Origin of the sequence: Streptomyces sp. NPDC060002 (genome assembly GCF_042737245.1) — a bacterium.
Taxonomy (GTDB): Bacteria; Actinomycetota; Actinomycetes; order Streptomycetales; family Streptomycetaceae; genus Streptomyces.
In genome coordinates, this window is the sequence record NZ_JBHWUW010000005.1 from 53,645 (window position 1) to 79,978 (window position 26,334).

General features: G+C 70.0%; 26 protein-coding genes, 1 tRNA gene and 2 pseudogenes. 13 read left to right on the forward strand and 16 right to left on the reverse strand.

What is annotated here, in order from left to right; all coding sequences use genetic code 11:
- Nucleotides 1-74: 74 nt before the first annotated feature.
- The 3 genes from ACFWBD_RS06925 (at nt 75) to ACFWBD_RS06935 (ending at nt 1,254) form a co-directional block, all read left to right on the forward strand.
- The gene (locus ACFWBD_RS06925) at nt 75-629 is read left to right on the forward strand and encodes a hypothetical protein (RefSeq protein ID WP_385663739.1); all 555 of its coding nucleotides are present in this window, start codon (nt 75-77) and stop codon (nt 627-629) included.
- Nucleotides 630-679: 50 nt separating this feature from the next.
- Nucleotides 680-1,111 (forward strand): tRNA adenosine(34) deaminase TadA, encoded by a 432-nt coding sequence (gene tadA / locus ACFWBD_RS06930; protein WP_020131307.1) that lies wholly within the window; start codon nt 680-682, stop codon nt 1,109-1,111.
- A gap of 58 nt (nt 1,112-1,169) precedes the next feature.
- Nucleotides 1,170-1,254: transfer RNA gene (locus ACFWBD_RS06935), tRNA-Ser, on the forward strand.
- Between the two features lie 524 nt (nt 1,255-1,778).
- Here the strand turns inward: ACFWBD_RS06935 and ACFWBD_RS06940 are convergent.
- The 4 genes and pseudogenes from ACFWBD_RS06940 to ACFWBD_RS06955 all read right to left on the reverse strand — a co-directional run.
- Nucleotides 1,779-1,967, reverse strand: a pseudogene (locus ACFWBD_RS06940) (site-specific integrase); the annotation flags it as partial.
- Between the two features lie 107 nt (nt 1,968-2,074).
- A pseudogene (locus ACFWBD_RS06945) lies at nt 2,075-2,292 on the reverse strand (site-specific integrase); the annotation flags it as partial.
- A 138-nt stretch (nt 2,293-2,430) separates the two neighbouring features.
- Entirely contained in the window at nt 2,431-2,850 is a 420-nt protein-coding gene (locus ACFWBD_RS06950; protein WP_385663742.1) for a hypothetical protein, read from the reverse strand.
- 605 nt (nt 2,851-3,455) lie between these two features.
- Complete coding sequence (locus ACFWBD_RS06955) at nt 3,456-3,752, reverse strand: PLD nuclease N-terminal domain-containing protein (protein ID WP_385663745.1); 297 nt, start codon at nt 3,750-3,752, stop codon at nt 3,456-3,458.
- Between the two features lie 186 nt (nt 3,753-3,938).
- Here ACFWBD_RS06955 and ACFWBD_RS06960 point away from each other — a divergent pair, with 186 nt between their 5' ends.
- From ACFWBD_RS06960 to ACFWBD_RS06980, 5 genes are all read left to right on the forward strand, one after another.
- Nucleotides 3,939-4,115: a hypothetical protein gene (locus tag ACFWBD_RS06960; RefSeq protein WP_020131312.1), complete on the forward strand. Its 177-nt coding sequence runs from the start codon at nt 3,939-3,941 to the stop codon at nt 4,113-4,115.
- Between the two features lie 17 nt (nt 4,116-4,132).
- The gene (locus ACFWBD_RS06965) at nt 4,133-4,426 is read left to right on the forward strand and encodes a Dabb family protein (protein ID WP_171398159.1); all 294 of its coding nucleotides are present in this window, start codon (nt 4,133-4,135) and stop codon (nt 4,424-4,426) included.
- A 208-nt stretch (nt 4,427-4,634) separates the two neighbouring features.
- Nucleotides 4,635-5,576 carry an RNA polymerase sigma factor SigF gene (locus tag ACFWBD_RS06970; RefSeq protein ID WP_385663748.1) on the forward strand — a complete coding sequence of 314 codons (942 nt, stop codon included), beginning with the start codon at nt 4,635-4,637 and terminating at the stop codon, nt 5,574-5,576.
- A 304-nt stretch (nt 5,577-5,880) separates the two neighbouring features.
- Nucleotides 5,881-6,792, forward strand: a complete 912-nt coding sequence (locus tag ACFWBD_RS06975; protein ID WP_385663751.1) for an RNA polymerase sigma factor SigF — start codon at nt 5,881-5,883, stop codon at nt 6,790-6,792.
- Nucleotides 6,793-6,846: 54 nt separating this feature from the next.
- Nucleotides 6,847-7,623, forward strand: a complete 777-nt coding sequence (locus tag ACFWBD_RS06980) for a hypothetical protein (protein WP_385663754.1) — start codon at nt 6,847-6,849, stop codon at nt 7,621-7,623.
- Between the two features lie 173 nt (nt 7,624-7,796).
- Here ACFWBD_RS06980 and ACFWBD_RS06985 read toward each other — a convergent pair whose 3' ends face one another.
- On the reverse strand, nt 7,797-7,994 hold the full coding sequence (locus tag ACFWBD_RS06985; protein ID WP_385555750.1) for a hypothetical protein: 198 nt from the start codon (nt 7,992-7,994) through the stop codon (nt 7,797-7,799).
- Nucleotides 7,995-8,530: 536 nt separating this feature from the next.
- Between ACFWBD_RS06985 and ACFWBD_RS06990 the strand changes: the two genes are divergently transcribed.
- The 4 genes from ACFWBD_RS06990 to ACFWBD_RS07005 all read left to right on the forward strand — a co-directional run bounded on the left by ACFWBD_RS06990 (nt 8,531) and on the right by ACFWBD_RS07005 (nt 13,041).
- Nucleotides 8,531-9,058 (forward strand): MarR family winged helix-turn-helix transcriptional regulator, encoded by a 528-nt coding sequence (locus ACFWBD_RS06990; RefSeq protein WP_385663757.1) that lies wholly within the window; start codon nt 8,531-8,533, stop codon nt 9,056-9,058.
- A gap of 13 nt (nt 9,059-9,071) precedes the next feature.
- Nucleotides 9,072-11,621 (forward strand): MFS transporter, encoded by a 2,550-nt coding sequence (locus ACFWBD_RS06995; RefSeq protein ID WP_385663760.1) that lies wholly within the window; start codon nt 9,072-9,074, stop codon nt 11,619-11,621.
- Between the two features lie 78 nt (nt 11,622-11,699).
- A complete protein-coding gene (locus ACFWBD_RS07000; RefSeq protein ID WP_385663763.1) occupies nt 11,700-12,521 on the forward strand; it encodes a YceI family protein in 822 nt (273 codons plus the stop codon).
- 49 nt (nt 12,522-12,570) lie between these two features.
- On the forward strand, nt 12,571-13,041 hold the full coding sequence (locus ACFWBD_RS07005) for a PPOX class F420-dependent oxidoreductase (protein ID WP_385663766.1): 471 nt from the start codon (nt 12,571-12,573) through the stop codon (nt 13,039-13,041).
- A gap of 137 nt (nt 13,042-13,178) precedes the next feature.
- On the opposite strand, the gene ACFWBD_RS07010 is transcribed toward ACFWBD_RS07005, so the two are convergent.
- The 9 genes from ACFWBD_RS07010 to ACFWBD_RS07050 all read right to left on the reverse strand — a co-directional run bounded on the left by ACFWBD_RS07010 (nt 13,179) and on the right by ACFWBD_RS07050 (nt 23,995).
- Nucleotides 13,179-13,943, reverse strand: coding sequence for a TetR/AcrR family transcriptional regulator (locus tag ACFWBD_RS07010; protein WP_385663769.1), 765 nt, complete (start codon nt 13,941-13,943; stop codon nt 13,179-13,181).
- Between the two features lie 316 nt (nt 13,944-14,259).
- The gene (locus ACFWBD_RS07015; protein WP_385663772.1) at nt 14,260-15,744 is read right to left on the reverse strand and encodes an MFS transporter; all 1,485 of its coding nucleotides are present in this window, start codon (nt 15,742-15,744) and stop codon (nt 14,260-14,262) included.
- Between the two features lie 178 nt (nt 15,745-15,922).
- On the reverse strand, nt 15,923-18,193 hold the full coding sequence (locus tag ACFWBD_RS07020; RefSeq protein WP_385663775.1) for an ArnT family glycosyltransferase: 2,271 nt from the start codon (nt 18,191-18,193) through the stop codon (nt 15,923-15,925).
- Complete coding sequence (locus ACFWBD_RS07025) at nt 18,190-19,734, reverse strand: glycosyltransferase (RefSeq protein WP_385663778.1); 1,545 nt, start codon at nt 19,732-19,734, stop codon at nt 18,190-18,192. The genes ACFWBD_RS07020 and ACFWBD_RS07025 overlap by 4 nt, the downstream gene beginning before the upstream one ends.
- 14 nt (nt 19,735-19,748) lie before the next feature.
- Entirely contained in the window at nt 19,749-21,392 is a 1,644-nt protein-coding gene (locus tag ACFWBD_RS07030; RefSeq protein ID WP_385663781.1) for a sensor histidine kinase, read from the reverse strand.
- Nucleotides 21,389-22,129, reverse strand: a complete 741-nt coding sequence (locus tag ACFWBD_RS07035) for a response regulator transcription factor (protein WP_020131327.1) — start codon at nt 22,127-22,129, stop codon at nt 21,389-21,391. The genes ACFWBD_RS07030 and ACFWBD_RS07035 overlap by 4 nt, the downstream gene beginning before the upstream one ends.
- A gap of 156 nt (nt 22,130-22,285) precedes the next feature.
- Nucleotides 22,286-22,660: an antibiotic biosynthesis monooxygenase family protein gene (locus ACFWBD_RS07040; protein WP_385663783.1), complete on the reverse strand. Its 375-nt coding sequence runs from the start codon at nt 22,658-22,660 to the stop codon at nt 22,286-22,288.
- A gap of 113 nt (nt 22,661-22,773) precedes the next feature.
- A complete protein-coding gene (locus ACFWBD_RS07045) occupies nt 22,774-23,649 on the reverse strand; it encodes a DUF2797 domain-containing protein (RefSeq protein ID WP_385663785.1) in 876 nt (291 codons plus the stop codon).
- Complete coding sequence (locus tag ACFWBD_RS07050) at nt 23,570-23,995, reverse strand: HGxxPAAW family protein (protein WP_385663787.1); 426 nt, start codon at nt 23,993-23,995, stop codon at nt 23,570-23,572. Before ACFWBD_RS07050 ends, ACFWBD_RS07045 begins: the two co-directional genes overlap by 80 nt.
- A 221-nt stretch (nt 23,996-24,216) precedes the next feature.
- Here ACFWBD_RS07050 and ACFWBD_RS07055 point away from each other — a divergent pair, with 221 nt between their 5' ends.
- Nucleotides 24,217-24,714 carry a MarR family winged helix-turn-helix transcriptional regulator gene (locus ACFWBD_RS07055; RefSeq protein ID WP_385663789.1) on the forward strand — a complete coding sequence of 166 codons (498 nt, stop codon included), beginning with the start codon at nt 24,217-24,219 and terminating at the stop codon, nt 24,712-24,714.
- 86 nt (nt 24,715-24,800) lie between these two features.
- Here the strand turns inward: ACFWBD_RS07055 and ACFWBD_RS07060 are convergent, their stop codons facing one another.
- A complete protein-coding gene (locus ACFWBD_RS07060) occupies nt 24,801-25,172 on the reverse strand; it encodes a VOC family protein (RefSeq protein WP_385663792.1) in 372 nt (123 codons plus the stop codon).
- A 262-nt stretch (nt 25,173-25,434) separates the two neighbouring features.
- Nucleotides 25,435-26,235 (reverse strand): DUF2637 domain-containing protein, encoded by an 801-nt coding sequence (locus ACFWBD_RS07065; RefSeq protein WP_385663795.1) that lies wholly within the window; start codon nt 26,233-26,235, stop codon nt 25,435-25,437.
- Nucleotides 26,236-26,334: the final 99 nt, after the last annotated feature.

A 26,334-nucleotide genomic window follows, 5' to 3' on the forward strand; every position in this document is an offset into this window, starting at 1 on the left:
TGAGCTCTCTCCGCCCGCAACCTCCGCCGGGGGGACCCCCAACCGGCACGCCTAAGACCAGTGGGAGAGTCACGGTGTACTTCGCCGCACTGCTCGCGCGCACCGAAGACGGGTGGGAAGCGAGCGACACAGAGCTCGACGATGTGGAGACCCTGTCGGATCTGGCCGAGCTGGCCCGGGAGGCCTCTCCAGACGACGACACGGTGCTCGTGCTGATCGAGCAGGAGGACTCCTGGTTCGGGGTCGTCCGCATCGACGGCGAGGAGGACCCTCGCATCTTCGTCTCCGACGCCGCCGCCGCCGCCCGCAGCTCGTACGGCGAGATCCTGCTCACCGACGAGCTGCTCGGAAGGGACCCGGGTGACGACGTCGACCTGGACGCCCTCGACCTCGACGGCACCGAGGACGGTGAGAACGAGAGTGAGAACGAGGACGACGTCGAGAACGAGGGTGCCGTCAGCACCGTGAACGGCTCGGCCGAGGCCGTGCCGCACGGCCCGGTCGGCGACGCCGGCATCCTCGACGACCTCGGCGTCGGCGAGAAGGAGCTGAGGTCGCTGTCCGCGGACGCCGTCACCGAGATCGCGGAGGCCCTGGGCGCCTCGGAGGTTCTGGAGACCGTCCGCTGACCGCACCGGGAACGATGCCGGATCCCGTACGCGACCGCTGGCGGCCCGCGATGCGGCTCGCCCTGGACGAGGCACGGCTGGCCGCCCGGGACGGAGACGTCCCGGTCGGCGCCGTCGTGCTGGCTCCGGACGGTACGACGGTCCTCGCCAGGGGCCACAACGAACGTGAGGCCGGCGGCGATCCGACGGCCCACGCGGAGGTGCTCGCCGTCCGGCGGGCGGCCGCCGCGCTGGGCGAGTGGCGGCTGTCCGGCTGCACGCTCGTCGTGACCCTCGAACCGTGCACGATGTGCGCGGGCGCGCTCGTGCAGTCCCGGGTGGACCGGGTCGTCTACGGCGCCCGCGACGACAAGGCGGGCGCGGCCGGCTCCCTCTGGGACGTCGTCCGCGACCGACGGCTCAACCACCGCCCCGAGGTCGTCGAAGGCGTCCTCGCCGAGGAGTGCGCCGGGCTCCTCACGGAGTTCTTCCGCGACCGGTGATCCACCCCCCCGAATACCGATTTCAAACCGGGGCCGGCCTTGCTGTAAGGTCTCCCTCGGTAGCGTGTCCGAGCGGCCGAAGGAGCTCGCCTCGAAAGCGAGTGTGGCGCAAGTCACCGAGGGTTCAAATCCCTCCGCTACCGCTGGTAGACGAAGGGCCCGGTCCGTTGGACCGGGCCCTTCGTGGTCTTCCGTCTCAGTTTCCGTCTCAGTTGCAGGCCGTGGAGCCTGAACTGGCCGCCGGTTCAAGACAGGGCGCGCGGCAGGCCGCTCAGCCAATGTCGGACACCGCCGAAAAAGTCCCCGAGAGAGCTGAACGGATGATGTCGCGCTTCGGGATGGGCGGCGAAGAAGCCCACCAGGAACATGATCACCAGTGCATACCCGATGACCTCGAAGCAGTTTTTGGATGTTGGCTCGGACGACGCCTGCCGCGGAGCGGACGACGTCCGCCCCGCGCACCGTAGGCACTGGAACGACCCGTGGCACGAACAGTCACGATTCTCCGGATACATGAAACCACCCCCCTCAACCAAAATCAGGTTATGGGCAAGTAGGCCGGAAGGTGGCGGTTCGCAACTTAGGTGCAAACAGCAGCCATTTACACGCATCTCGGTAGAAGCCAGCTTGAACTGGAGTATTGGCCTTTAAGCCTGTCCTCCGGTGTTCAGCAGCCCGGCGCGAGCCCCCCGTGGGGACGGTCGTCATCGTTGTCCGACCGCTCCGGCTTCCAAGTGAGTCCGTCAACCTGGCGCGCGACCTCGCTGCGAACGGAGTCGCCCATGTGTTGATACCGCGCGGCCGTGGCCGTGGTGGACCAGCCCATGAGTCCCATGACGGCGCGCTCGGACACTCCGACGGCCTCGTTCAGCGCGGTACGGAAGGTGCGGTGGATCTGATGGATCGTCCCGGCCTTGCGGCCGTCGGCCACCATGCGTCCGTGGAAGGTCTCTCGGAGACTCCGAGATTCAGGAGGACCGTTGCAGCGGTGTGGCGGGCATGTGTAGCCGGCCGTCTCGGACCTTCGCGTCGTCCAGTAGTCCCTTCCAGTCGTCATGGTCCGTTCGGGGGGAAGTGCCCCGGCCGGTCGGCGTCGCGAAGAGCCACCCTTCGTCCGTCCAGTCCCCGCCGGCCGCAGCGCGTTCCTCCTGCTGTTTGGCACGGTGCGTGCGCAGCAGATCCGGCGACGATGCTTCCATTGCCCTCTGACAATAGCGATGGTCGCCAATCAGCCAGAATGGGCGCATCCCTCGCGGTAAGGCAATGCGCAGACGCCCCGTCAGGCCACGTACCTGGCAGGGCGTCTGCGCCTCCAACCACTACTTGATGTCGAGCGTGATCACTTGCTCGTCTGTGAGGTCTGTCTGCTCGATCTGCCTGTTGAATGTCTTTACGTTCTGCCCGGCGGGCTTGCACGAGACTGTGACCCTGAGCTGGAACTTGGAATCCAGCGGAACCACCAAGTCGGTAGGGCCGTAGTCCCCTGCGCGTGCACCATCGTTTTCGACGGTATCCGACGCCGTCCTGGGTGTCTTTTTGGGGCCGTTGGTCAGGGTCACCTTGACCGGGACGGACGTGGCGGGGGCCGGATACCGGGCATCGCAGCTCACCGTGCCGGAGTAGGTCACCGTTCCCAGTTCTACGGCGGCGACGGTTGGCGGGGCCGTACCAACGACCAGCAGACTGCCGCCGATCGAGGCTGCGGCCAGGGCTGCGGAGGCGCGGGACTTTGCGGACATGCGAGAGTGCCTGCGGATGGACATAGGACCACCTGCTGATTGATGTGCGGGAGTTCGAAGAGGGCCGACCTTGAGGCTGCGGCACAGGTCCCGCTCAGACAACGCGAGATGTTCGGCGAGATCGCCGTGAATGTACCGGGGGTTTTCCTCCTGCGCCTCGCCGAGGGCGACGGGACCGGAAAGCGTCGGACCCTCGTTTTCCAGCCTGCTACAGCCCCACCTTGCCTGCAACCGGAGCGTTTCCGCTGGTCAATGGGTATGCCATCACTCGTTCAACTACGTGACACAAGAGGTTCATCCTCCACCGTCGAGCCCTATGTCCGTGGTGGCTGAACCGTCGAGCGAGCACAAGTGCGGAGCGTGGAAACCTCGCGATATTTCAAGAAGAGGACGAGACGTGGACTGGCAACCCGCCAGTCAGGATGGACTGACCCCGTCTCGGATTCCTTCTCATTCACCCCGTCCGGAGCTGTCCACAACGGGTCACGCTCCGGGCGGGAGTACGGGAATGAACGAGGTTGAACGGCTGCGGATACTGCTCTGACCAGCACGAACAGACCTCGAGAGCGAGTGTGGCGCAAGCACCGAGGGTGCAAATCCCTCCGCTACCGCTTCTGGACGAAGGGTCCGGCTCCGTGAGCCGGGCCCTTCGTCGTGTCCCCGGCGGCTCCGGGCTCTTCGTGGTCTCCGGTGCTTTCGCGCGGCTCGGGTCGCTTGCCCAGGTACATCCAGGCGAGGCCGCCGACGACCGGGGCGCTGAGCATGAAGATCAGCCAGAGCAGCTTCGGCACGTACCTGACGCGCTCTCCGGGGGTACGGGCGCAGTCGAGCAGCGCCCCCAGGCACAGCACCGCCACGAGGACCATCGGGGCGACGGCCAGCGGTTCCAGCAGTCCCAGCATTTTCCTCCCCTTCCCTTCTCTTCCACTCCGCCCGGCACGCACCGGCGTCCACCCCCTCATCGGACGAGGACCCGCGAACGGTTCACGAACGCGCCGTGGACGCTCAAAAGCGGTGTGAAAATCGCACTTACGGTTACACTCGCCGCCGTCAACAGGGCCCGGGTGGGCTCATACAGGGGAGGCCAGGTGGCGGTGAACGCCAAGAAGATCGCCGTCTACGTACTCGTGGTCTTCGTGCTCTACGTGATCATCACAGACCCGGCGAAGGCGGCGGACTACGTCCAGATAGGCTTCCAGGGCATATCGGACGCCGCCAAGGCCGTCGGCGACTTCTTCACCTGGCTCGCCGACGGGGCCGAGTAGCACGCACGGGAGTGCCCATGATCCGCCACCTGGTCCTTTTCAAGCTCAACGAGGGTGTCGAGCGCGACGACCCCCGGGTCGTGCAGGGCGAAGCGGCCTTCCGGGCACTCGGCGGCCGGATCGAGGAGCTGCGCTTCTGGGAACTGGGCTGGAACATCAGCGACCGGCCCATCGCCTACGACTTCGCGATCAACTCGGCGGTCGAGGACGCGGACGCCCTGAAGCGGTACATCGAGCACCCCGCCCACCAGGCGGGCGTCGCCCTGTGGCGCGAGTTCGCCACCTGGGTGGTCGCCGACTACGAGTTCTGAGCCGCCCTTTCGGCAGCCCTTCTCGGCAGTACGGAGCCCTCCGCCGGAACAGCGGGGGGCTTTCGCACGTCCGGAGTGGGGGTGATCGGCTGAACTTCTCCTTCAACACGGCGTTATGGGGTGCTTGCACACAGTGCACATGTCTTGTGATGCTATGACCGCTTTTGATGGATGAGTTGACCGATGTTGACCTGACGAAGAGGTGGCGTTGACCGTGTCGGCCAGTACTGCGCCGCCTCAGGAAGAGGCACCCCCGGCACCCGCCTCCGCGCCTGCCCTGGAAGCCCTCCCGGAGGTCATCCCGGAGCTCGTCCCGGCCGTCCGGGAGGCCGTCCCGGAGACCGTCCAGGAAGCCCCTCCGGAAACCGCCCAGCCGCCCGAGCGGCGCCGGGGAGCCGACACCCGGGCGCTGACCCAACTGCTCTTCGGCGAGCTCAAGGAGCTCCAGCCGGGCACGCCGGAGCACAACCGGGTGCGCGGGGCGCTCATCGAGGCCAACCTCCCGCTCGTGCGCTACGCGGCCGCCCGCTTCCGCTCCCGCAACGAACCGATGGAGGACGTCGTCCAGGTCGGCACCATCGGCCTGATCAACGCCATCGACCGCTTCGACCCGGACCGGGGCGTGCAGTTCCCGACCTTCGCCATGCCGACGGTCATCGGCGAGATCAAGCGGTACTTCCGCGACAACGTCCGCACGGTCCACGTACCGCGCCGGCTGCACGAGTTGTGGGTGCAGGTCAACAGCGCCACGGAGGACCTGACGACCGCCTTCGGCCGCACTCCGACGACGGCCGAGATCGCCGAACGGCTGCGCATCGGCGAGGACGAGGTGCTCTCGTGCATCGAGGCCGGCCGCTCGTACCACGCCACCTCGCTGGAGGCGGCGCAGGAGGGCGACGGCCTGCCGGGCCTGCTGGACCGCCTCGGCTACGAGGATCCGGCACTGGACGGCGTGGAGCACCGCGACCTCGTGCGCCACCTCCTGGTCCAACTCCCCGAGCGCGAGCAGCGCATCCTCCTCCTGCGCTACTACAGCAACCTCACGCAGTCCCAGATCAGTGCGGAACTCGGCGTCTCCCAGATGCACGTGTCCCGGCTACTCGCGCGTAGCTTCCAGCGGCTTCGCTCGGCGAACCGCATCGAGGCGTGACGCGGGACCCGAACGACACGTCACTCGATCAGGGCTCGGATGCCTGAGCGAGTTGTCACCGCTTGGAGCGAATCGCTCATCAGGTCTCTTCCCGACGAATCTGCGCTGAAAGGCCGTCAGACCCCCTCTTTCCAGGGCTGATTCGTCACTCACGTGTCGACATGTCACTACAGCGTGTTGCCGACATGTGACATTCTGCCGGAAGCGCGTTTGCCGGGGCTTCGGCGCCGGTATTCAGGTGAAGGCTGACGTTCCTCAAGCGGGAATGTTCGCCGCGACCGTCCCGCGACCCAAAGGGGGTGGCATGTCCGCAGATCAGGGCAGCTCGAAGGTGCTCATGCTCACAAAGAGCGAGTCAGCGCCCAACGCGCCCGTCGAGCCCGCCGTGCTCGACGTGCTCGACGACGTCACGGCCCCCGAGGCCGCTCCGGCCCCGGCTCCCACGGCCACAGGGGCCATCGACACCCGCACCCTGTCCCGCTCCCTGTTCCTGCGACTGGCCACCCTCGCCGAGGACAGCCCCGAGCGCATGTACGTCCGGGACACCCTCATCGAGCTCAACCTCCCCCTCGTGCGCTACGCGGCGGCCCGCTTCCGCTCGCGCAACGAACCGATGGAGGACATCGTCCAGGTCGGCACCATCGGCCTGATCAAGGCGATCGACCGTTTCGACTGCGAACGGGGCGTGGAGTTCCCGACGTTCGCCATGCCGACGGTCGTGGGCGAGATCAAGCGCTTCTTCCGCGACACCTCGTGGTCGGTGCGCGTCCCGCGCCGCCTCCAGGAGCTGCGTCTGGCCCTCACCAAGGCCAGCGACGAGCTCTCCCAGAAGCTGGACCGCTCCCCGACGGTCGCCGAACTCGCCGCGGTACTGGGCGTGTCCGAGGAGGACGTCGTCGACGGCCTCGCGGTCGGCAACGCCTACACGGCCTCCTCGCTGGACTCCCCGGCCCTGGAGGACGACGGCGGCGAGGGCTCCCTGGCCGACCGCCTCGGCTACGAGGACACGGCCCTGGAGGGCGTGGAGTACCGCGAGTCGCTGAAGCCGCTGCTGGCCAAGCTCCCGCCCCGCGAGCGCCGCATCATCATGCTGCGCTTCTTCGCCAACATGACCCAGTCCCAGATCGGCGAGGAGGTCGGCATCTCCCAGATGCACGTCTCCCGCCTCCTGACCCGGACCCTGGCGCAACTGCGCGAGGGCCTGATCTCCGACTAGCCGGACTCGGGCCGAGGACTTCCCTCCTGACGGAGCGTCAGTGACACTGGCGCGATGCGAAGTCCGACACGGGCACGTGGCCGCCGGGGCGCCGTTCGGGGCGCGTCGGCGGCCGCCGTCGTCCTGGCGGCGGGCCTGCTGGCCGGCTGCGGGGGAGACGGGCACACGGGCGGCTACGTCGCCATCGGCGGAGCGGGCGACACGGCGTTCCCGGATACGCGTACGGGCGACTCGGCGGATCCGACGGGCGGGGTGCGGCTCTTCCCGCTGGACGCCGCGAGCGGCTCTCCCGCGGACAAGGCCGGCCCGGGGTTCTCGACCGGAGAAACGGCCGGAAACGGCTCACGGGGCACAGCGGGAGGCGGCGCCGGGTCCGGCACCCCACCGACCACCGACCCGGGTGTCACGGGTGCCCCTGGCGCCTCGGAAGCGCCGGGCGTCGAGGGCGGCTCCTCCGCGGGCGGTACGCCCCCGGACACCCCCTCACCGACGCCCACGGCCCCGCCGGGCACCTCGCCCGCCGGACCGGCCTCGCTCGCCATGAGCGATCCCGTCCGCGCCGGCACGGATCAGCGGTGGTGCGAGGAGGTGACCCTCACGTTCCTCAACTCCGGCGGCACCGCGGCGCGTTCCGGCACGGTCACCTTCGGGACCCATGTCGTCGACCTGCTCGGCATCGACTGGGCGACCCGTGAGTCGACGGCCGCGCTCCCGACGCCGATCGCCGCGGGGGCGCGCGGGGAGAAGACCTGGACGGTCTGCGTCGACGCGTGGCGTGTACCGCTGGGCATGCACATCGAGACGCGCGACGTGTCGGTCCGGTGGGAGTGAGCGGGCGGCGCCGGACCTGAAAGGACCGGCCATACGAGGACCGAGCATACGAGGACCGGCCATGCGAGGACCGGGCATGCGAAGGGACGGGGGCGTGCGCGCCGACCCCGCCGTGCCGCACGGCGGTTGACGCGCCCGGTCACCCCGTCACCCCGTCCGGTGCGGGCGGGCGGTTACTTCAGCGCCAGCCAGGCGACCGCCGCGACGATCACGACCGCGGCGACGATGCCGATGATCAGGCCGATGCGAGGCCCGGACTGTGTGGGAGCCGGCTGGGCGGCCCGGGGGGCGCCGTCGTCGACGAACGCGCGGAACATCTGGGTGCTGCCGGCGGGGTCGTGGTTGCCCTGGGGGCCCTGCGTGTTAGCCATGGGCCGAGACACTAGCGAAAATGCGCGGGGCGGCCCAAGTGGGGGTGGGGAGTCCGGACGACCGGAACCCTCCGGGCGCGACCGGCCACTTGAGGCCCGAGGCGCGCCCGCCGCCTGCGCCGACCACCTTGCCGACCACCTCGCCAGCCATCTCGCCGGGCATCCGGCGGCCACCATGCCGGACATCCGGCGGGCATCCGGCGGTGACGTCGCGGCTCCCCGTCCGGCCGGGTGGTTCGCCGCACGCCGGGAACGGGTCGGGCCCGTACCGGGCGCCCTCACCCCTGTGGCCCTGCCCCCTGTGCTCCGGCGGCGCCGACCCCACCCGGACGACGACCGACCCGCCCGGAAGACGACCGAGCCTGCGCGGACGCCGACCACCCCCGCCCGGACCGGGAGCCTCAACGCCCCCACCTGCACATTTACCACCGCAATACTTGCCTTTGCCAACTTTTTGCGGGCCTCACGACCCTTTTATTTGCCTGTAGCAACCAACCGCTCCTATGGTTGCCCTAAGCAACAAACTGGGAGGTGTGATGGCAGGGCAGGCGCAGTACGAGGAGCTGGTGCGTCAGCTCACCGCCGTCGGCGCGGTGAAGCGTGACCTCGGGCGGATCCTGCCGCCCGACTGCTCCGCCGGCTCGGCCGGTGTACTGGCGCTCCTCGGCCGCCATGGCGACATGCGCATGAGCGCTCTCTCCGAGCTGCTCGCCGTCGACATGTCCGTGACCAGCAGGCATGCCGCACACCTCGCCGACCGGGGCTGGATCGAACGCTCCCCCGACCCGGCGGACAAGCGCTCCCGCATCCTGCACCTCACGCCCGAGGGCCACGCGATGCTCGTCGAGCTGTCCCGCCGGAGCACCGAGCTGCTGGCGGAACGGCTGGGCGACTGGACCGACGCCGAGGTCGGCCGGCTCATCGCCCTGCTGACCCGGCTGCGCGCCAGCTTCGGCGACTGCCGCACGGTCACGCACCGGCCGCCGGCCCCGCCCGCGCCGCCGCCTCCCGTTCCCGTAGGCGAACACACACAGACCACCCGTACACCCGCACAAGCAACATAGGAAAAGGAAGCCCATGGCAACGACCACACCAGCCGGTGTGCGGGCTCACGCGAAGCACGGCGGAGGGTCCCACGGCTCCGCCGAGGCCACTCCGATGACCCACCGGCAGATCATGGAGGCCCTCTCCGGGCTGCTGCTCGGGATGTTCGTGGCGATCCTCTCGTCCACGATCGTCTCGAACGCGCTCCCGGAGATCATCGGCGACCTCGGCGGCGGCCAGTCCGCCTACACCTGGGTCGTGACCGCCACCCTGCTGTCGATGACGGCGACCACCCCGCTGTGGGGCAAGCTCGCCGACCTGTATCCCAAGAAGGCGCTCGTCCAGCTAGCGCTCGTCATCTATGTGCTCGGGTCCGCGGCCGCCGGTCTGTCGCAGAAACCCGGCATGCTGATCGCCTGCCGAGTCGTGCAGGGCGTCGGCGTCGGCGGTCTGTCCGCCCTCGCGCAGATCGTCATGGCGGCGATGATCTCCCCGCGTGAGCGCGGCCGTTACTCCGGCTACCTCGGCGCGACCTTCGCCGTCGCCACCGTCGGCGGTCCGTTGCTCGGCGGTGTCATCACCGACACCAGCTGGCTCGGCTGGCGCTGGTGCTTCTACGTCGGCGTCCCCTTCGCCGTCATCGCGCTGATCGTGCTCCAGAAGACCCTGCACCTGCCCACGGTGAAGCGGGACGTGAAGGTCGACTGGGCCGGCGCGTTCTTCATCTCCGCCGCGGTGTCGCTGCTGCTGGTCTGGGTCACCTTCGCCGGTGACAAGTACGACTGGCTGTCGTGGCAGACGTACGCGATGGTCGCGGGCTCGATCGCGCTCGGACTGATCTTCGTGCTCGTCGAGTCGAAGGCCACCGAGCCGATCATCCCGCTGCGTCTCTTCCGCAACCGCACCATCACCCTGTCCTCCATCGCCTCGATGTTCGTCGGCGTCGCGATGTTCTCCGGCACGGTGTTCTTCGCCCAGTACTTCCAGCTGGCCCGGGACAAGTCCCCGACCATGTCGGGCGTCATGACGATCCCGATGATCGGCGGACTGTTCATCTCCTCCACCGTCTCCGGGCAGTTCATCACCAAGACCGGCAAGTGGAAGGCCTGGCTGGTCGGCGGAGGTGTGCTCATCACGGCCGGCCTCGGTCTGCTGGGCACCATCCGCTACGACACGGACTACTGGAAGACCGCCGTCTTCATGGCCCTGCTGGGCCTCGGCGTCGGCATGATGATGCAGAACCTGGTGCTCTCGACGCAGAACCAGGTCGAGCCGAAGGACCTCGGCTCCGCCAGCTCCACGGTCACCTTCTTCCGGTCACTGGGCGGTGCGATGGGCGTCTCGGCGCTGGGCGCCGTCATGGCCAACCGGATCACCGACTACGCCAAGGACGGCATCACCGACCTCGGCCCCAAGTACGCCTCCCTCGCCTCCGGTTCGAGCTCCTCCAGCTCGATCCCGGACATGGACAAGCTGCCCGCGCCGCTGCGCACGGTCATGGAGAGCGCGTACGGCCACGGCATCGCGGACGTCTTCCTGATCGCGTCCGTCCTGGCGCTGCTCGCCTTCCTGATCACCCTGTTCATCAAGGAGGTCCCGCTGCGCACCAAGGGCGCGCTGGCGCAGGCGGCCTCGGCGGAGGCGGAGACCCCGGCCACGGCCACCGCTTCGGCTCCGGCCGCGGTCACGGCTCCCGCCGAGGAGCACGTCCCCAGCTGGGCGGTCGCCGAGGCGGCTGCCGAACCCGGCCGGGAGGCCGGTCCTCAGGGCACGCAGCGGCTCGCCGCCGTCGCCACCGCCGAACCCCTCCAGGCGCCCTCGGGCGGCATCCCGGTGCACGGCTACGTCCGCGGCGCGGAGAGCGCGCCCGTCCCGCAGGCCGCCGTCACGCTGATCTCGCTCGCCGGACGCCAGCTCGGCCGTTCGGTCGCACAGGCCGACGGTTCCTACGGACTGGACGCGCCGGGCACGGGTTCGTACGTGCTGATCGCCTCCGCCGACGGCTTCCAGCCGCAGGCGTCCACGATCGTCGTGAACGGCGAGCCGGTCGCGTACGACATCCTGCTCAGCGGAACCAGCGGACTCAGCGGTGTCGTGCGCGCCGCCGAGTCGGGCGAGGCCGTCAAGGACGCGATGGTGATCGTCACCGATGTGCGCGGCGATCTGCTGGCCACCGCGGCCAGCGGTGAGCAGGGCGAGTTCTCCTTCGCCGAGCTGGTGCCGGGCGCCGTGACCGTCGCGGTGAACGCCGTCGGGTTCCGGCCGCGCGCCCTGCCCGTCGAGATCGGCGCGACGGGCGTGACCCGCGCGGAGGTCGTCCTCGAAGCGGGCGCCCAGCTCCAGGGAGTCGTCCGGGCGCCGTACGGTCCGCTGTCCGACGCGCGCGTGACGCTCGTGGACGCGGCGGGCAACGTGGTCGGCACCGCCACCACCGGCGTGGACGGGGCGTACGCCTTCGCCGACCTCGACGGCGGCGAGTACACGGTCATCGCTACCGGCTACCCGCCGGTGGCCACCGCGCTGACCGTGGCGGGCGCGGGCGTCGACGGCCACGACATCGAACTCGCCCACCCCGGCGAGTAGTTCCGACAGTTATCGGCTCCGGCCCGGTGCGGGGGTTCGCCCCGCACCGGGCCGGTTCCAGTTCGAGGAGTACATGAGATGGGACTGACCGCGAAGATCCGTACGCGGGACGGGTGGGCCGTGTCGCACGCGGTCGTCACGGTGACCGACACGGCGGGCGGCCAGGTGCTGCGCGCCGAGGCGGACGGTGAAGGAGCCGTACGGGACGCGACCGCGCTCGCACCGGGGGCGTACACCGTCATCGTCACGGCCGTCGGGTACGCGCCCGCGGCCTCCAGTGCGATCGTGACGGCGAGCGGACGCGCCGAGGTGGGGACCGTGACCCTGGCCCGGCGGGGTGGCACGGAACTGCCCCCGCCCGGGCCCTGGACCGTCGACCCGGCGCACTCCGCCGTCGGCGCGGTCGCCCAGCACCTGGGCATCTCCAGCGTGCGCGGGCGGTTCACGGAGTTCTCGGCGGCGATCGAGGTCGCTCCGGACGACATCGCCGAGTCCCGCGTGAAGGCGGTGATCCGGGCGGCCTCCATCGACACCGGCAACGCCATGCGCGACACCCACCTGCGGTCGGCGGACTTCCTGGACGTCGAGACGTACCCGGAGATCACCTACCGCTCCGGCGGTCTGACCCCGGCGGGCCCGGACCGCTGGACCGTGCACGGCGAACTGTCCCTGCACGGTGTCGCCCGCCCCGTCGACCTGGACCTCGCCTACCTGGGCACCGGCTCCGACCCCTGGGGCGGCACCCGGGCGGCCTTCCGGGCCACGGCGGAGCTGCACCGCGAGGACTTCGCGATGAACTACAACCAGGTCGTCCAGGCGGGCATCGCGGCCATCGGCACGACCCTGAAGGTGGAGCTGGACGTCCAGGCGGTGCAGGGCGACGCGCTGCCCCAGGCGTAGGCACGGCGGGCTCAGCCGGAACGGGCACCGCTGCGCCTACGCTGACTCCATGGCACCGAACATCGCGACGAACACCAAGGTCTCCCTGGACGAGTTGCTGGACTTCGTACGGCCCCGGCACCGCGCGATCCTGCTGACCCGGCGCGCCGACGGCAGCTCCCAGGCCTCGCCGCTGACCTGCGGGGTCGACGACTCGGGGCGGATCGTCGTCTCCACCTACCCCGAGCGGGCCAAGACCCGCAACGCCAAGCGGGACGACCGGGTCGGCGTCCTCGTGCTCAGCGACGACTGGAACGGGCCGTGGGTCCAGATCGACGGTACGGCCGAGGTGATCGACACGCCCGACTCCGTCGAGCCGCTCGTGGAGTACTACCGCAACATCGCCGGCGAACACCCGGACTGGGACGAGTACCGCCAGGCCATGCTGAAGCAGGGCAAGTCGATCATCCGGGTCACACCGGACCGCTGGGGCCCGATCGCCACCGGCGGCTTCCCGGCCCGCCTGGTCGCCGACCAGTAGGGCCGGGCCACCGGCCAGGAGGCCTGGAGTCGCCTGGCAGGAGCCCTGGGGCCCCGAAGAGCAGGCTTGGGGGCCGAAGAGCGGGCCTGAGGCCGCCTGACCCGAGTTCTGAGGCCGCCGGGCCGGAAGGCCAGGGGTCAGCCGCGTTTCACCATTGCCTCGATTCCTGCGATCAGCAGGTCCAGGGCGAAGGTGAAGTCGCGGCTCATCATCTCCTCGACCGTGTCGCCGCCGCGGGCCGCCATGAGGGTCTTCGACTCCTCGATGATCTCGGCGGTCTGCGGGGCGCCCGCGGTCGCGGTCATGGCCTGCCGGAAGTACTCGTCCGGGGTCAGACCGGTGTCGGCGACCCGCGCGAAGAAGTGGCCCTCGATCGTGCCGTAGCCGTACACGAACTGGAAGACGGCCGAGATCGCGCCGGTGATTCCGTGCGCGGGCAGGCCGGTGCGCAGGACGACCTGCTGGACCGTACGGGAGAAGACGAGCGAGTTCGGGCCGATGTTGAGGTAGTGGCCGGCCAGCGGGGACAGCCACGGATGACGGACCAGCAGCCCGCGGTACTGCGTGGCCAGCGCGCGCAGCTGCTCACGCCAGTCCGCGTCCTCGTCCGTCGGGTCGGGCAGCGCCGTCAGCTCGCCGAAGGCGGTGTCCAGGGCGAGTTCGAGCAGGTCGTCCTTGGTGTCGACGTACCAGTACACGGACATCGCCGTCACGTTCAGCTCGGCCGCCAGCCGCCGCATGGAGAACTTGGCGAGCCCCTCCGCGTCCAGCAGCCGCACGGTGGCCTCGGTGATCCGTTCCCGGTCCAGTCCGGAGGGCTGTCCCCCGCCACGGCCCCGCCGACGCGCCTTGCCTTCCAGCCACACACTGTGATGCGCGGCGCTCCTGGCGGTCTCGGCCATGGCAAGGCACCTTCCTTCCGGTAGCTGGGGAAGATGCTAGGCCGCGGTCTGTCGCCGTGGCGCGGGGGACCGCCCTGACATGCGGTTCCGCCGCCCCGGCGAGCCGCTCGGCTCGGCTCTGGAGGTACCGGCTCGGGCTCGACTCTCGGGGTCACGGCTCGGGGTCGCGGCTCGGGGTCACGGCTCGGGCTCGGCTCTCGGGCTCGACTCTTGGGGTTGCGGCTCGGGCTCGGCTCTCGGGGTCACGGCTCGGGCTCGGCTCTCGGGGTTGCGGCTCGGGGTCGCGGCTCGGGCTCGGCGCGGCGGAGTCCTCTCCTCACGAGGCGGCCAGCACCGACGGCTCCTCCTTGCGCTCCGCCCGGGTCAGCAGGACCGCGGCCACCACCCCGCCCAGCAGCACCGCGGCCGCCCCGATCAGGAGGCTGACCTCCAGCCCGGACGAGAACGAGTCGATCACCCGCGCCTTCTCCGCCACCGAGTTCGCCGCCGCCAGCGCGACCGGCAGGGACACCGCCGCGAACCGCGCGTTCAGCACGGCGCCGAGCACGGCGACCCCCAGCCCGGTGCCGAACTCGGCCAGCGTCCCGTTGACCCCAGCGCCCACCCCCGCCTTCGCCGGCGGGATCGAACTCATGATCGCGTACGCCATCGCCGGGCTGGCGACCGACGTCCCCGCGCCGATGAGCAGCAGCCCGATCAGCATCCCCGGGTAGCCGCCGGAGGCGAGCGTGGCGACGGCCGTCAGGCCCCCCGCCACCAGCGTCATCCCCACCAGCACCGACATGGGGCCACCGAGCCTGGCCATCACTCTCGCCGACAGTCCGGTGAAGTTGAGGGCCACCACGGCCAGCGCCAGCGGCGCGGTCCGCAGGCCCGCTTCCAGGGGGCCGTAGCCGAGGACGAACTGAAGCTGCTGGGTGAGCAGGAACAGCGCCCCGCCCATCCCGAAGGTGACCAGAACCGCGCCGGCGACCGCGCCCGTGAATCGTCGGTCACGGAAGAACGCCAGGTCGAGCATGGGATACGGGATTCTCGACTCCCAGTGGGCGAACAGGGCGAGGACGACGACCGCCAGCCCCGCGCTCGCCAGGACCCGCGACGACGTCCACCCGTGCGAGGGGCCGGAGATGATCGCGAAGACCAGCGAGGTCATACCGACGGTGGACAGGAACGCGCCGAGCAGGTCGGGACGGTCGCCCTGCGGGTTCTTCGTCTCGGGGACCAGGGCGACGACGGCCACCAGGCCCAGCGCCGCCACCGGCAGGTTGATCAGGAAGATCGCGCCCCACCAGAAGTGGTTGAGCACGAAGCCGCCGATGAGCGGACCGGTCGCGAAGCCCAGCGAGTTCACCGCGGCCCAGATGCCGATCGCCTTCGGCTGCTCCTCGGACATGAAGACCTGCATCACCACGGCGAGGGTGGTGGTGAACAGCAGCGCCCCGCCCACGCCCATGCCGGCCCGCGCCGCGATCAGCTGGGCGGTGGTGTCCGAGAGGCCGGCCGCCAGGGAGCCGACGCCGAACAGCGCCAGGCCCGCGACCAGCATCTTCTTACGGCCGTAGCGGTCGGCGGCGCTGCCGGCGGTGAGCAGCAGACCGGACTGCACCAGCGAGTACGCGTTGATCATCCACTGGATGTCGGCGGTGGCCGCGTCCAGCTCCCGGGTGAGCGAGGGGATCGCGACGTTCAGGACGGTGTTGTCGAGCAGCACGGTGAGCTGCGCGAGGCAGATGACGCCGAGGATGAGCCAGCGTTGGGGGTGTCCTTGGGGACTGCCGGGGAGGGACGGGGGCGTGGTCATGTTCTACACCGTAGAACTCTCCTCGTACGCTGTACAACAAAATTGTTCGGGACAGGGACATGCCCTGCGGCATGACGTGCGACATCAGGAGCGGACGCGAGGAAGGGCGGCGACCGTGGTCACCGCCCTTCCTCACCCGCTCACCCGCTCACGCGCTCACGCGCTCACCTGCGCTACCTCAGCTGCTCGCCTTCTGCGTCAGGTCGTAGAAGGTGGCCGAACCGACCGTCACCTTCTTGAAGTTGGCCTCGACCCAGGTGCTGATCTGCGAGGACGTGCCGCTGCTGCTGCCGCTCATGCCGCCGCCGGAGCCACTGCTGATGAAGTAGTGGATCTTGCCGTCGGTCACGTACTGCTTGAACTGCGCCAGCGTCGGGGACGGGTCGGTGCCGTTGAAGCCGCCGATCGCCATCACCGCGTCACCCGTGGCGAGCTGGTAGCTCGCGGCGTTCTGGGCGCCGATCGCGGCCGCCGCCCAGGTGTACTTGCCGGAGTCGGCCGCCAGCAGCTTCTTGGCCTCGTCGGTGACCGAGGCGCCGTTGAGCAGTCCTCCGGCACCCCCGCCGCCCATGCCGCCGCCGTCGCCGGTCTGGCCGCCGGGACCGGCCTGCTGGTTCTGCCCCTGGCCCTGCGTGCTGCCGTTGCCGTTCTGCTGGTTCTGGCCGGGCATGCCCCCGCCGGGGAAGCCGCCGGTGCCGCCACCCTGCTGGTTCTGGCCCTGGCCCTGGCCCTGGCCCTGGCCCTGGCCCTGGCCCTGGCCCTGGCCCTGGCCCTGGTTCTGGCCCTGGTTCTGCGTGTTGCCGTTGCCGTTCTGGCCGCCGCCGAAGCCGCCTCGGCCACCGCCGCCGCCACCCGGGCCACCGCCGCCCATCATGCTCGCGCCGGACGGACCGGCGGTCACGATGGAACCGGTGTGGCCCTCCTGAAGCGTGCTGATGGTGTACGCCGTCGGTCCGGCCAGCGCGGCCACCAGGCCCACGGAGGCCGCCGCGAGCGCGAGCTGACGGTTGATCCGGCCCGCGAAGGTCAGGCCGAGCGCGGCGGCCAGGCCGCCGATCAGCACCAGCCACTTCAGCCAGGGCAGGTAGTCGGAGGTGCGGTTGAGCAGAACGTACGACCAGGACGCCGCCGCGACGACCGAGGCCGCGAGGGTGATCGAGGCCCACAGCTCGGACCGCTTCTCCCACAGCAGACCCGCGCCCATGCCGATCACGGCCGCCATGTAGGGAGCCAGGGCCACCGTGTAGTACTGGTGGAAGATGCCCGCCATGTAGCTGAAGACGACCGTGGTGATGAGCAGCGAGCCGCCCCACACCAGGAACAGACCGCGGGTCGTCGACGTCCGCTTCAGCTTCCGCGTGGCCACCAGACCGCCGGCCAGCAGGATCAGCGCGGCCGGCAGCAGCCAGGAGATCTGGCCGCCGATCTCGGAGTTGAACATCCGGTCCCAGCCGGTCTCGCCCCACTGCCCGGTGCCTCCGCCGCCACCGCCGCCGCCGACGCTGCCGGTCTCCTCGCCGTTCAGGCGGCCGAGACCGTTGTAGCCGAAGGTCAGCTCCAGGAAGGAGTTGTTCTGCGAGCCGCCGATGTACGGGCGGGAGGAGGCCGGCCACAGCTCGACGATCGCCACCCACCAGCCGCCGGACACGATCAGCGCGCCGGTGGCGACGGCCAGCTGGCCGAACCGCTTCTTCAGGCCCACCGGGGCGCACACCGCGTACACGATCGCCAGCGGCGGCAGGATCAGGAAGGCCTGGAGGGTCTTGGCGAGGAACGCGAAACCGATCGCGACCCCGGCCCACACCAGCCACTTCGTCCGGCCGTCCTCCAGCGCGCGGGCCACCATGTAGCAGGCCACGGCCATCAGCAGGGCCAGCATCGCGTCCGGGTTGTTGAACCGGAACATCAGGGCGGCGACCGGCGTCAGCGCCAGCACGGCGCCCGCGATCAGACCGGCCGCGGCACTGAACCGGCGGCGCACCGAGGCGTATACGACGGCGACCGAGCCGACACCCATCAGCACCTCGGGAACGAGGATCGCCCACGAGTTCAGACCGAAGAGCCTGACGGACAGCGCCATCGGCCACAGCGAGGCCGGGGGCTTGTCGACGGTGATGGCGTTGCCCGCGTCCAGCGAGCCGAAGAACAGGGCCTTCCAGCTCTGGCTGCCGGCCTGGACGGCCGCGGAGTAGAAGGAGTTGGCGTAGCCGGAGGCGCTCAGGTTGTACAGGTAGAGCAGCAGGGTGGCGGCCAGCAGGCCGAGGAAGGCCGGGCGCGCCCAGCGGGGGTCCTCGGGGCGGCCGCGCCACAGTCTGCGGTGCAGGGGCTGCTTCGGCTCACCGGATTCGAGGGACGGGACGGCCGTCTCCCGGGCGTCGGGATCCGTGCCGGCCGGCGCCGCGGCCGGCGGCGGATCCCAGGTCGTCGTCTGGTCGAGGTCGGTGGTCATCGGGCGTCCCCCGGGTCGGTGTCATGGGGGCGGCGCACCGGCAGCATCTGCATGGTCGCGTCCCTCCAGGTGCCGTCCGCGGCTTCGCCGGCGCGGAACTGGGTGGTCGTGTTGTGGTCGTGCGGGTGCACGATGTGCCGCTGCGGCAGCGGCTGCGTCTGCGTCTGGGGGTGCGGCACGGACGGGCCGCCGGCCTGCGGAGCACCGGTCGGGTACGTCGGTGAGGAGGCGTGGGGGAGGGAGACGCCGGGGGCAGAGGCGCGGGGGGCGGCCGTCCCGCCGTTCGTCGGCTCGTCGCCCTCGCGCCGGTCGGAGAACACCCAGACGCGGAAGAGCAGGAAGCGCAGCACGGTCGCCGCGAGGTTGGCGGCGATGAGCACCGCCAGCTCGGTGGAGTGCGCGGGGCTGGACGTCGCCGTGTTCAGGGCGAAGAGCGAGCCGCTGGTCAGCGCGAGGCCGATACCGAAGACGACCAGACCCTGGGCCTGGTGCTTGACGGCCCCGCCGCGGCCCCGCACGCCGAAGGTGAGCCGGCGGTTGGCGGCGGTGTTGGCGACGGCCGACACCAGCAGCGCCAGCGCGTTCGCCAGCTGGGATCCGCCGAACTGGCGGAACACGGTGTAGAGCAGCAGGTAGAAGAGGGTGGAGAGGCCACCCACGACACAGAAGCCGACAAGCTGGCGGGCCAGGCCCTTGGGTACGTCCATGATGTCGCGGTCGCGGGGGTCGTCGCCGAACGGCCTGGTCAGCCGGTCCAGGGAAAGCGAACCGGTGGCCAGCGCCCGGCCCACGCGCCATACCCCCTTCAGGTCGTCGGTCGCCGTCTTCACGATGTGCACCGTGGAGTTCGGGTCGTCGACCCAGTCGACCGGCACCTCGTGGATACGGAGGCCGGCACGTTCGGCGAGCACCAGCATCTCAGTGTCGAAGAACCAGCCGGTGTCTTCCACCAGGGGGAGCAGAATCTGTGCGACATCACGCCGGATCGCCTTGAACCCGCACTGCGCGTCCGAGAAGCGGGCCTGGAGCGAGCCGCGCAGGATGAGGTTGTAGGCGCGGCTGATGAACTCCCGCTTCGGCCCGCGCACCACGCGGGAGCTGCGGGCCAGCCGGGAGCCGATCGCCAGGTCCGAGTGGCCGGAGATCAGCGGTGCCACCAACGGCAGCAGCGCGTTGAGGTCGGTGGAGAGGTCCACGTCCATGTACGCGAGGATCGGGGCGTCCGAGGCCGACCAGACGGTCCGCAGCGCACGGCCGCGGCCCTTCTGCTCGAGCCGGAAGTTCCTGACCTCCGGGATGCGCGCCTCCAGGCGCTGCGCCACCAGGGGGGTGGTGTCCGTCGACGCGTTGTCCGCGATCGTGATGCGGAAGGAGTACGGGAACGTACGCGTCAGATGGGCGTGCAGTCTCTGGACGCACGGCTGGAGGTCCTTCTCCTCGTTGTAGACGGGGATCACTACGTCCAGGACAGGCGTACCGGCTGTGGCGGCCGGGAGGTGCTCCCGCGCCGGCAGGGTGCCGGGAGAAGAGTCGGTTCGCATGGCATCGACTTTCGTCAGGCGCCCTGTTGCACCCATGTGGTGGCACTGTGCTCGACCTGTGAGTCGAGTTGCCAGTTCGTTTCGGGGGAGGGCTGGGGAACGGCGGGGGCAAGAGCCGGCAAGTGCACCGTGAAGACGGTCTGCCCGGGCACGCTGTCCACCGTCACGGCGCCGCCGTGCGCGGTCGCCACGGCCTGCACGATGGCGAGCCCGAGACCGGTCGAACCAGTGGTACGGGAGCGCGCCGTGTCGCCGCGGGCGAAACGTTCGAACACATGCGGGAGCAGATCGGCCGGGATGCCCTGACCGTTGTCCTGGACGTCCACGCACAGCCACGGCCCGCGTCGCTGCACGCGTGCGGTGACGGTCGTGCCGGGCGCGGTGTGCGTCCGGGCGTTGGCGAGCAGGTTGACGAGGACCTGCTGCAGGCGTGCCGCGTCGGCGGAGACGAGCGCGGGCTCGTCGGGAAGTTCGAGGCGCCAGACGTGGTCACGTCCGGCGGCGCGGGCGTCGCTGATGGTGTCGATGACCAGGGGGACCAGGTCGGTCTGCTCGAACTGCAGGGGGCGGCCCGCGTCGAGCCGGGCGAGCAGGAGCAGGTCCTCGACGAGGAAGGTCATCCGGCCGGCCTCGGACTCGATACGCCCGAGGGCGTGCCGGGTGTCGGGCCCGACCTCTTCCCGGCCGCGCCGGGTCAGCTCGGCGTAGCCCCTGATGGAGGCGAGCGGCGTACGGAGCTCGTGACTGGCGTCCGCGACGAACTGGCGGACCCGCATCTCGCTCTCCTGGCGGGCGTGCAGGGCGCCGTGGACGTGGTTCAGCATCCGGTTGAGCGCGGCTCCGACCTGCCCGACCTCGGTGTGCGGATCGGTCTCGGCCTCGGCTACCCGCTCGCTGAGGTTGACCTCACCGGTGTGCAGGGGGAGTTCGGAGACCCGGGTGGCGGTCGCGGCGACCCTGCGCAGGGGCCGGGTGGCGACACCGACCATGACGGTGCCCGCGAGGGTGGCGGCGATCAGGCCGGCGACGGTGAGGCTGATCTCGACGAGGATCAGGGTGTTGATGGTGTTGTCGACGTCGGAGGTCGGGATGCCAACGTAGTAGTCACCGTTGTTGCCGTTGATGTACTGGACCCGGTAGGTGCCGAGTCCGGGGATCTCGACGGTGTGCCGTTTCCCGTCCTGCGCGACCGAGCCGAGCACCTTGATCTGGGCCTCGCTGAGGTCCTCGGGGTCCATCCGCGGGATGTTGTTGTCGTCGTTCTTCTTCTCGCCGACCTGGCCGCTGGTGATCGAGCCGTTCTCGACCTGGGCCGCGAGCGCCCGCTGCGGCCCCGGGCCCTGGCTGACGAACTCGTCGAGGGTCATCTGCTTCTGGGGCGCGTTGGCGTTGCTGTTGGCGGTGCCGTTGCTGTTCTTGGCTTCGTCCTTGCCACCCGGTCCTCCGGCGGGGCCGCCGGACAGGCGCATGGTGGCCTCCTTCAGGGAGCCGTCAAGCTGCCCGTAAAGGTGGTCCCGCAGCACCAGTGTGGTCACGGTGCCGATCACCGCGCAGATCACGGCGATCAGGGTCACGGACACGACGACGAGCCGCGTCCGCAGGGTGCGCGGCTGTCCCGCTCGTCTCTTCTGCGCACGCGGCCGTCGTCGCCCGCTCATGACACAGCGGGCTTGATCAGGTACCCGGCGCCGCGCCGGGTGTGGATCATCGGTTCCCGGCCCGCGTCGATCTTCCGCCGCAGGTAGGAGATGTACAGCTCGACGACGTTGGCCTGGCCGCCGAAGTCGTACGACCAGACGCGGTCGAGTATCTGGGCCTTGCTGAGCACGCGCCGCGGGTTACGCATGAGGAAGCGCAGCAGCTCGAACTCGGTGGCGGTCAGGTGGATGTTGTCCCCGGCCCGCGACACCTCGTGACTGTCCTCGTCGAGGGTGAGGTCCCCGACGACGAGCACCGAGTCGGAGCGCCGGTCGGCTGCGCCGGAGCGCCGGATCAGCCCACGCAGCCGGGCCACGACCTCTTCGAGGCTGAACGGCTTGGTGACGTAGTCGTCGCCGCCGGCGGTGAGGCCGGCGATACGGTCCTCGACCGCGTCCTTGGCCGTCAGGAACAGCACCGGGACCTCGGGCAGCTCACGACGCAGCCGCCCCAGGACGGTCAGCCCGTCCATGTCGGGCAGCATCATGTCCAGGACGACGGCGTCGGGGCGGAACTCCCGCGCGGTCTGGATGGCGCCCGTGCCGTCTCCCGCACTCCGGATCTGCCATCCCTCATAGCGCAGGGCCATGGACAGCAGTTCGGTGATCGACAGCTCGTCGTCCACCACAAGCACTCGGACGGGGCTCCCGTCCGGCCTCAGCAGTTCGGTGCGCCCCTGGGGCGAGGTCGTGGTCATGGTGAACACCTTGGCCGGGTCCCCTGAGAGCACTCTTTCACTAATCTGTGATTTCCCTGAGAAACGCACAGGCGCCTCTCAGGCAACACCTGGGAAGCCCTTGCTCCGTATCGACTTCGAGGGGCCGTATGTCCGGTACGACACGCTGTGCGACCCTCAGGACACGGGCTCCGTGAGAATCGCATGGGGCGTCCGCTCGAAGCCGTGGCTGTGTTCCACCTTGGCGATGTGCAGGGAGTACCGCTCGTACCAGTGCGCCCGTCCGTGCTCCTTGGCCGCCCGGTGCTCGGCGTGCGCCCGCCACTGCTCGATCCCGTCGAGATCGCGGAAGTACGCGACGGTGATGGCGAGTCCGCCGGGGGTACGGGCCGAATCCTCCCCCAGGAACCCGGGGACGTCCTTCACCAGCTCGCCCAGCCGCTCGGCGGTCTCGCCGTACCCGGCGTCCCCCTCGGTGCGCAGGGAGGTGAAGACCACGGCGTAGTAGGGGGGTTGAAATGCGACAACAGGTGTTACGCGCTGTTCGCTCATGTCACCCACGATCAGCCGGGCGCCCCGCCCAGGTCCAGCCTCCTTGCCGAAAGGGATCCCAGCGGGATCCAACTCTTTACCCGGCCGCCCCCTTTGCCCACCCGCGCAGCCCTTCAGAACAGCCCGTCCTGCCGATGGTCCACCGCGGCCTCGAAGTGCCGTACGGGAAAGGCGGGTTCACCGCCCGACACCGGCACCAGCCGCCACCCCCTCATCAACCGCGTGTCGAGCACGACCACCCCGACCGGAGTGGCGAGATGCAGATCGGGCCCGGCGGCCGCGACGAGCTCCCCGCTCACCGCTCCCCCGGGGACGAGCTCGCCGATGTCCCCGAGGGCCGTCGGCGCCCCGGCCAGCCCGAACGCCCGTACGTGATCGACCGGCAGGAAGGGCGCACGCTCCAACGACTCGGGCCAGCCGCCCAGTTCCACGGCCCGCGCGTACACCTCGCGTATCTCTTCGGCCCGTTCCTCCCGCGCTTGCGGCAGCGCGGCCCGCACCGCCCGCTTCTCGGCGTACGGAATCCGGTCCGGCACCCGCAGAGCGGCCCGCAGCAGCTCCTCGGTGCGCCGGGCGGCCATCAGCGGCCCGCTGCCGAGCCAGCTGAAGCAGACGGCCCCCTGCTCCAGCAGCCGTACCGAGCCCCGCTCGACCGCCGTGATCCCGACCTTGACCAGACCGGGCCCGAACCAGGCGAGGTACACGCGGTACGGGCGCGGGTCGTCGGCGACCCGGTCCGCGGCGACGGAGTGCGCCCGGTCCAGCCGCGCGCACTCCTCGCACCGGCCGCCCGCGCTCCTCCCCGGCACGACCACCCGCCGGGGGCAGGCATGCCCGCGAGCCCCCGCACACTCCCGCACACCCCCCTCCGCCACTGCGAAGGAGACCCGCTTCCCCCAGGACAACGGGCTACGACGCCCCCCGTCCCACCTCAGCTCCGGCCCCTCCGCCGACCACCGCAGCCCCGCGCACTTCCATGCCTGTGCCATCACCCACCACCGTAGGCCCAGGCACTGACACCACGGGCCGGGCCTTGGGCGAGCGCCCCGCGAGCCGGCATCCGACACATTCCGGATGCCCGCCGCGGGCCCACGGATCCCGGACCCGCATCCCCCACTCCGCCCTCGGCCGCACCCCCGGCGGCTTGCCCCACCCGGTGAGATGCAGCCCCCAGGTGACCAGCGCGCCCAGCCCCACGATCACGAGCCCCCCGGCCAGAAGGATCCCGGAGACGGTACACACACCCACCCCCACCACGGCGGTCCCGACGGTCACGATGCCGACGCCCGTCCAGCCGGCGACCGTATGCCCCTCGTCGTACAGATGACCCGCCACGCTTCCCTCACCCTCTAAGAAGTTGCAGTACTAAACATCTTAGAGGGTAAGAGAAACCGAAAGCGGATAACAAGGACCCAGCACAAACCAACGCCCGCAGACCCGAGGACCGCCAACCCGAGGACCGCCAACCCGAGGACCGCAGACCCGAGGACCGCAGACCCGAGGACCGCAGAACGCACACCCGCAGACCGCCGCGCCAGGAACAAGAGAGCCCCGAGATGCCAGCCGAGCCGACACCGCCGCACAACGGCCGCCCCGCCGCCACCCCCGCACAAGCGCTCGCGGCGATGGACGATCTCATCGCGGCCAGCATGATCGGCCAGCAGGAGATGGCCCAGCGCCTGGGCCTGAACGTCACCGACCTGACCTGCTTCGCCTACGTCATCCAGGCCGGCGAGAACCTCCTCACCGCCGGCGACCTCGCGACCCGCGTCCACGTCACGACAGGCGCCGTGACCGGCATCCTCAACCGCCTGGAACGCGCCGGCTATGTCACGCGCCGCCCCGACCCCGAGGACCGTCGCCGGGTCCGCGTCGCCGCGATCCCCTCCGCGGTCGCCCGCGCCCACGCCCTCTACGAGCCGTACTACGCCCGCCTCAACGCCCTCTTCGCGGACTACTCCCCCCAGGAGGCCGCCGTTCTGACGGACTGGTTCACCCGCGCCACCACCCTGGCCAACACCTACCGGGAGGAACTCCGCCTCCACGAAAGCTGATGGCGATCGCCGTCCTTCGTCGCCGTACGGCAGGATCGAACGATGGCCTGATCAGCGGGCGCGCACACGTGATGGAGAGTCGTCGTCTACTGCACGAGGTTCTTCTTCGGGCGGACCACGCAGAACTCGTTCCCCTCCGGATCGGCCAGCACGGTCCACGACTCGTCGCCGCTCTGCCCGACGTCCGCCCGGCGGGCGCCGAGCGCGAGGATGCGCTCGATCTCGGCCTCCCGGTCCTCCGCCGCGGAGGTCAGATCAAGGTGCAGCCGGTTCTTGACCACCTTGCGGTCCGACACCGGCATGAAGCAGATCCCCACCGGGGCCGTCTCATCCGCCCCGATCACCACCTCCCGCTCCCGCTCGGACAGAATCCGCCACCCCAGCACCCCAGCCCAGAACCGGGCAAGACCGGGCAGATCATGAGCGTCGATCACGATGTGATGCAACGAAACAGGCATGCCGCACAGTGTCCCTCCCCTCGGACCTCACGAACAGATACGAGCGGAGCAGAGGGCGGTGGAGCCGCCCTCCTCGCCAGGCGCTCGGCAACACGCGCAGAAGGTCAGGTGGGCCGGGCGGCCCTCGCCCGGCCCTTGCCGGCGAAGACAGTTCCGATCGCACCGGAATCCGTATCGGGCAGGAAGTCGATCGAAATGCCGTCTTATGTAAGGCGGCTCGCCCCCTCGCCGCGCGCGGCACGGCCCCCGGCGGACTCGGACGCTACTGGCGGTGGCGACGCGTGCCCTGTTGCGGTGGCAGGGTCAAGGTGATTTGCCGGACGAGTTGCTGGAAGCATGCGAGGGACGCGAGAGCAGGCAGGGAAGCCCCTGCGATACCGGTGAAGGTCTTGTCCGCCTGTGCGACGCACAGCATTATCGCGACGGAGGAGAACAACAGAACGATGAACCATGAGTGCACAGCTCGGCGCTGATGCAGGGCAGTCCGCAGGATGGAGAGAGAGGCAACCATCCAGGGGCCGTAGACGAGAAGAGGCCACGACGAGACCATTCCACCTCCCGTTTTGGAGGTGATGTTCTGGAGCGGCGCGTAGGCCACCATGCCGCCGAAGACGCTGACCATGGCCACGATGACGGCGACGAGTGCGACGATGACGAAGCTGCCGGTCTGCAACCACTTGCGCCGGAGTTTTCCACCTCGCATCTTCCGATGCCCGGCGGAAGAGCGTCGGGTGGGCGGCAGCTGCGCGGTGATCTGCGCCAGGCCCTCCATCGGGTCGGTGAAGTCGACGCCGGACGAGGACTCACTGCGAGGCGGCGGCACCCGGACCGGCTGCTCCGCCGGAACGGCCTCCTGCATGAGATAGGCGAGTTCCTCGACCGGGTCCCAGCCCGCGTCGGGTGGGGTCAGGGGCACCCCCGCGTGCACGCTGTCGACAGGTCCACCGTTCCAGCCGGTGCCCGACCCGTAGGAGTACGCGTCTGAATACCATTCATGCCGCGCAAAGGAAGGATCTACATAGTCATGATTCATAGGAATGCGCCCGTCGGGCGTGGTCCACATGACGGCCGAAGTTCTCCTGGCCGCTCCATCGAGAATTGAGTTCCTCCTGGATCGCCTCCAGCAGCGCAAGGAACTCGCGGAGCAGTGACTCGGTGATCT

Coding starts and splice junctions, on each gene's coding strand:
- tadA (WP_020131307.1), top strand. CDS start 680: ATGCGGCTCGCCCTGGACGAGGCACGGCTGGCCGCCCGGGACGGAGAC.
- ACFWBD_RS06950 (WP_385663742.1), bottom strand. CDS start 2,850: ATGTCCGCAAAGTCCCGCGCCTCCGCAGCCCTGGCCGCAGCCTCGATC.
- ACFWBD_RS06955 (WP_385663745.1), bottom strand. CDS start 3,752: ATGCTGGGACTGCTGGAACCGCTGGCCGTCGCCCCGATGGTCCTCGTG.
- ACFWBD_RS06965 (WP_171398159.1), top strand. CDS start 4,133: ATGATCCGCCACCTGGTCCTTTTCAAGCTCAACGAGGGTGTCGAGCGC.
- ACFWBD_RS06975 (WP_385663751.1), top strand. CDS start 5,881: ATGTCCGCAGATCAGGGCAGCTCGAAGGTGCTCATGCTCACAAAGAGC.
- ACFWBD_RS06980 (WP_385663754.1), top strand. CDS start 6,847: ATGCGAAGTCCGACACGGGCACGTGGCCGCCGGGGCGCCGTTCGGGGC.
- ACFWBD_RS06985 (WP_385555750.1), bottom strand. CDS start 7,994: ATGGCTAACACGCAGGGCCCCCAGGGCAACCACGACCCCGCCGGCAGC.
- ACFWBD_RS06990 (WP_385663757.1), top strand. CDS start 8,531: ATGGCAGGGCAGGCGCAGTACGAGGAGCTGGTGCGTCAGCTCACCGCC.
- ACFWBD_RS06995 (WP_385663760.1), top strand. CDS start 9,072: ATGGCAACGACCACACCAGCCGGTGTGCGGGCTCACGCGAAGCACGGC.
- ACFWBD_RS07000 (WP_385663763.1), top strand. CDS start 11,700: ATGGGACTGACCGCGAAGATCCGTACGCGGGACGGGTGGGCCGTGTCG.
- ACFWBD_RS07005 (WP_385663766.1), top strand. CDS start 12,571: ATGGCACCGAACATCGCGACGAACACCAAGGTCTCCCTGGACGAGTTG.
- ACFWBD_RS07010 (WP_385663769.1), bottom strand. CDS start 13,943: ATGGCCGAGACCGCCAGGAGCGCCGCGCATCACAGTGTGTGGCTGGAA.
- ACFWBD_RS07015 (WP_385663772.1), bottom strand. CDS start 15,744: ATGACCACGCCCCCGTCCCTCCCCGGCAGTCCCCAAGGACACCCCCAA.
- ACFWBD_RS07020 (WP_385663775.1), bottom strand. CDS start 18,193: ATGACCACCGACCTCGACCAGACGACGACCTGGGATCCGCCGCCGGCC.
- ACFWBD_RS07025 (WP_385663778.1), bottom strand. CDS start 19,734: ATGCGAACCGACTCTTCTCCCGGCACCCTGCCGGCGCGGGAGCACCTC.
- ACFWBD_RS07030 (WP_385663781.1), bottom strand. CDS start 21,392: ATGAGCGGGCGACGACGGCCGCGTGCGCAGAAGAGACGAGCGGGACAG.
- ACFWBD_RS07035 (WP_020131327.1), bottom strand. CDS start 22,129: ATGACCACGACCTCGCCCCAGGGGCGCACCGAACTGCTGAGGCCGGAC.
- ACFWBD_RS07040 (WP_385663783.1), bottom strand. CDS start 22,660: ATGAGCGAACAGCGCGTAACACCTGTTGTCGCATTTCAACCCCCCTAC.
- ACFWBD_RS07045 (WP_385663785.1), bottom strand. CDS start 23,649: ATGGCACAGGCATGGAAGTGCGCGGGGCTGCGGTGGTCGGCGGAGGGG.
- ACFWBD_RS07055 (WP_385663789.1), top strand. CDS start 24,217: ATGCCAGCCGAGCCGACACCGCCGCACAACGGCCGCCCCGCCGCCACC.
- ACFWBD_RS07060 (WP_385663792.1), bottom strand. CDS start 25,172: ATGCCTGTTTCGTTGCATCACATCGTGATCGACGCTCATGATCTGCCC.
- ACFWBD_RS07065 (WP_385663795.1), bottom strand. CDS start 26,235: ATGTGGACCACGCCCGACGGGCGCATTCCTATGAATCATGACTATGTA.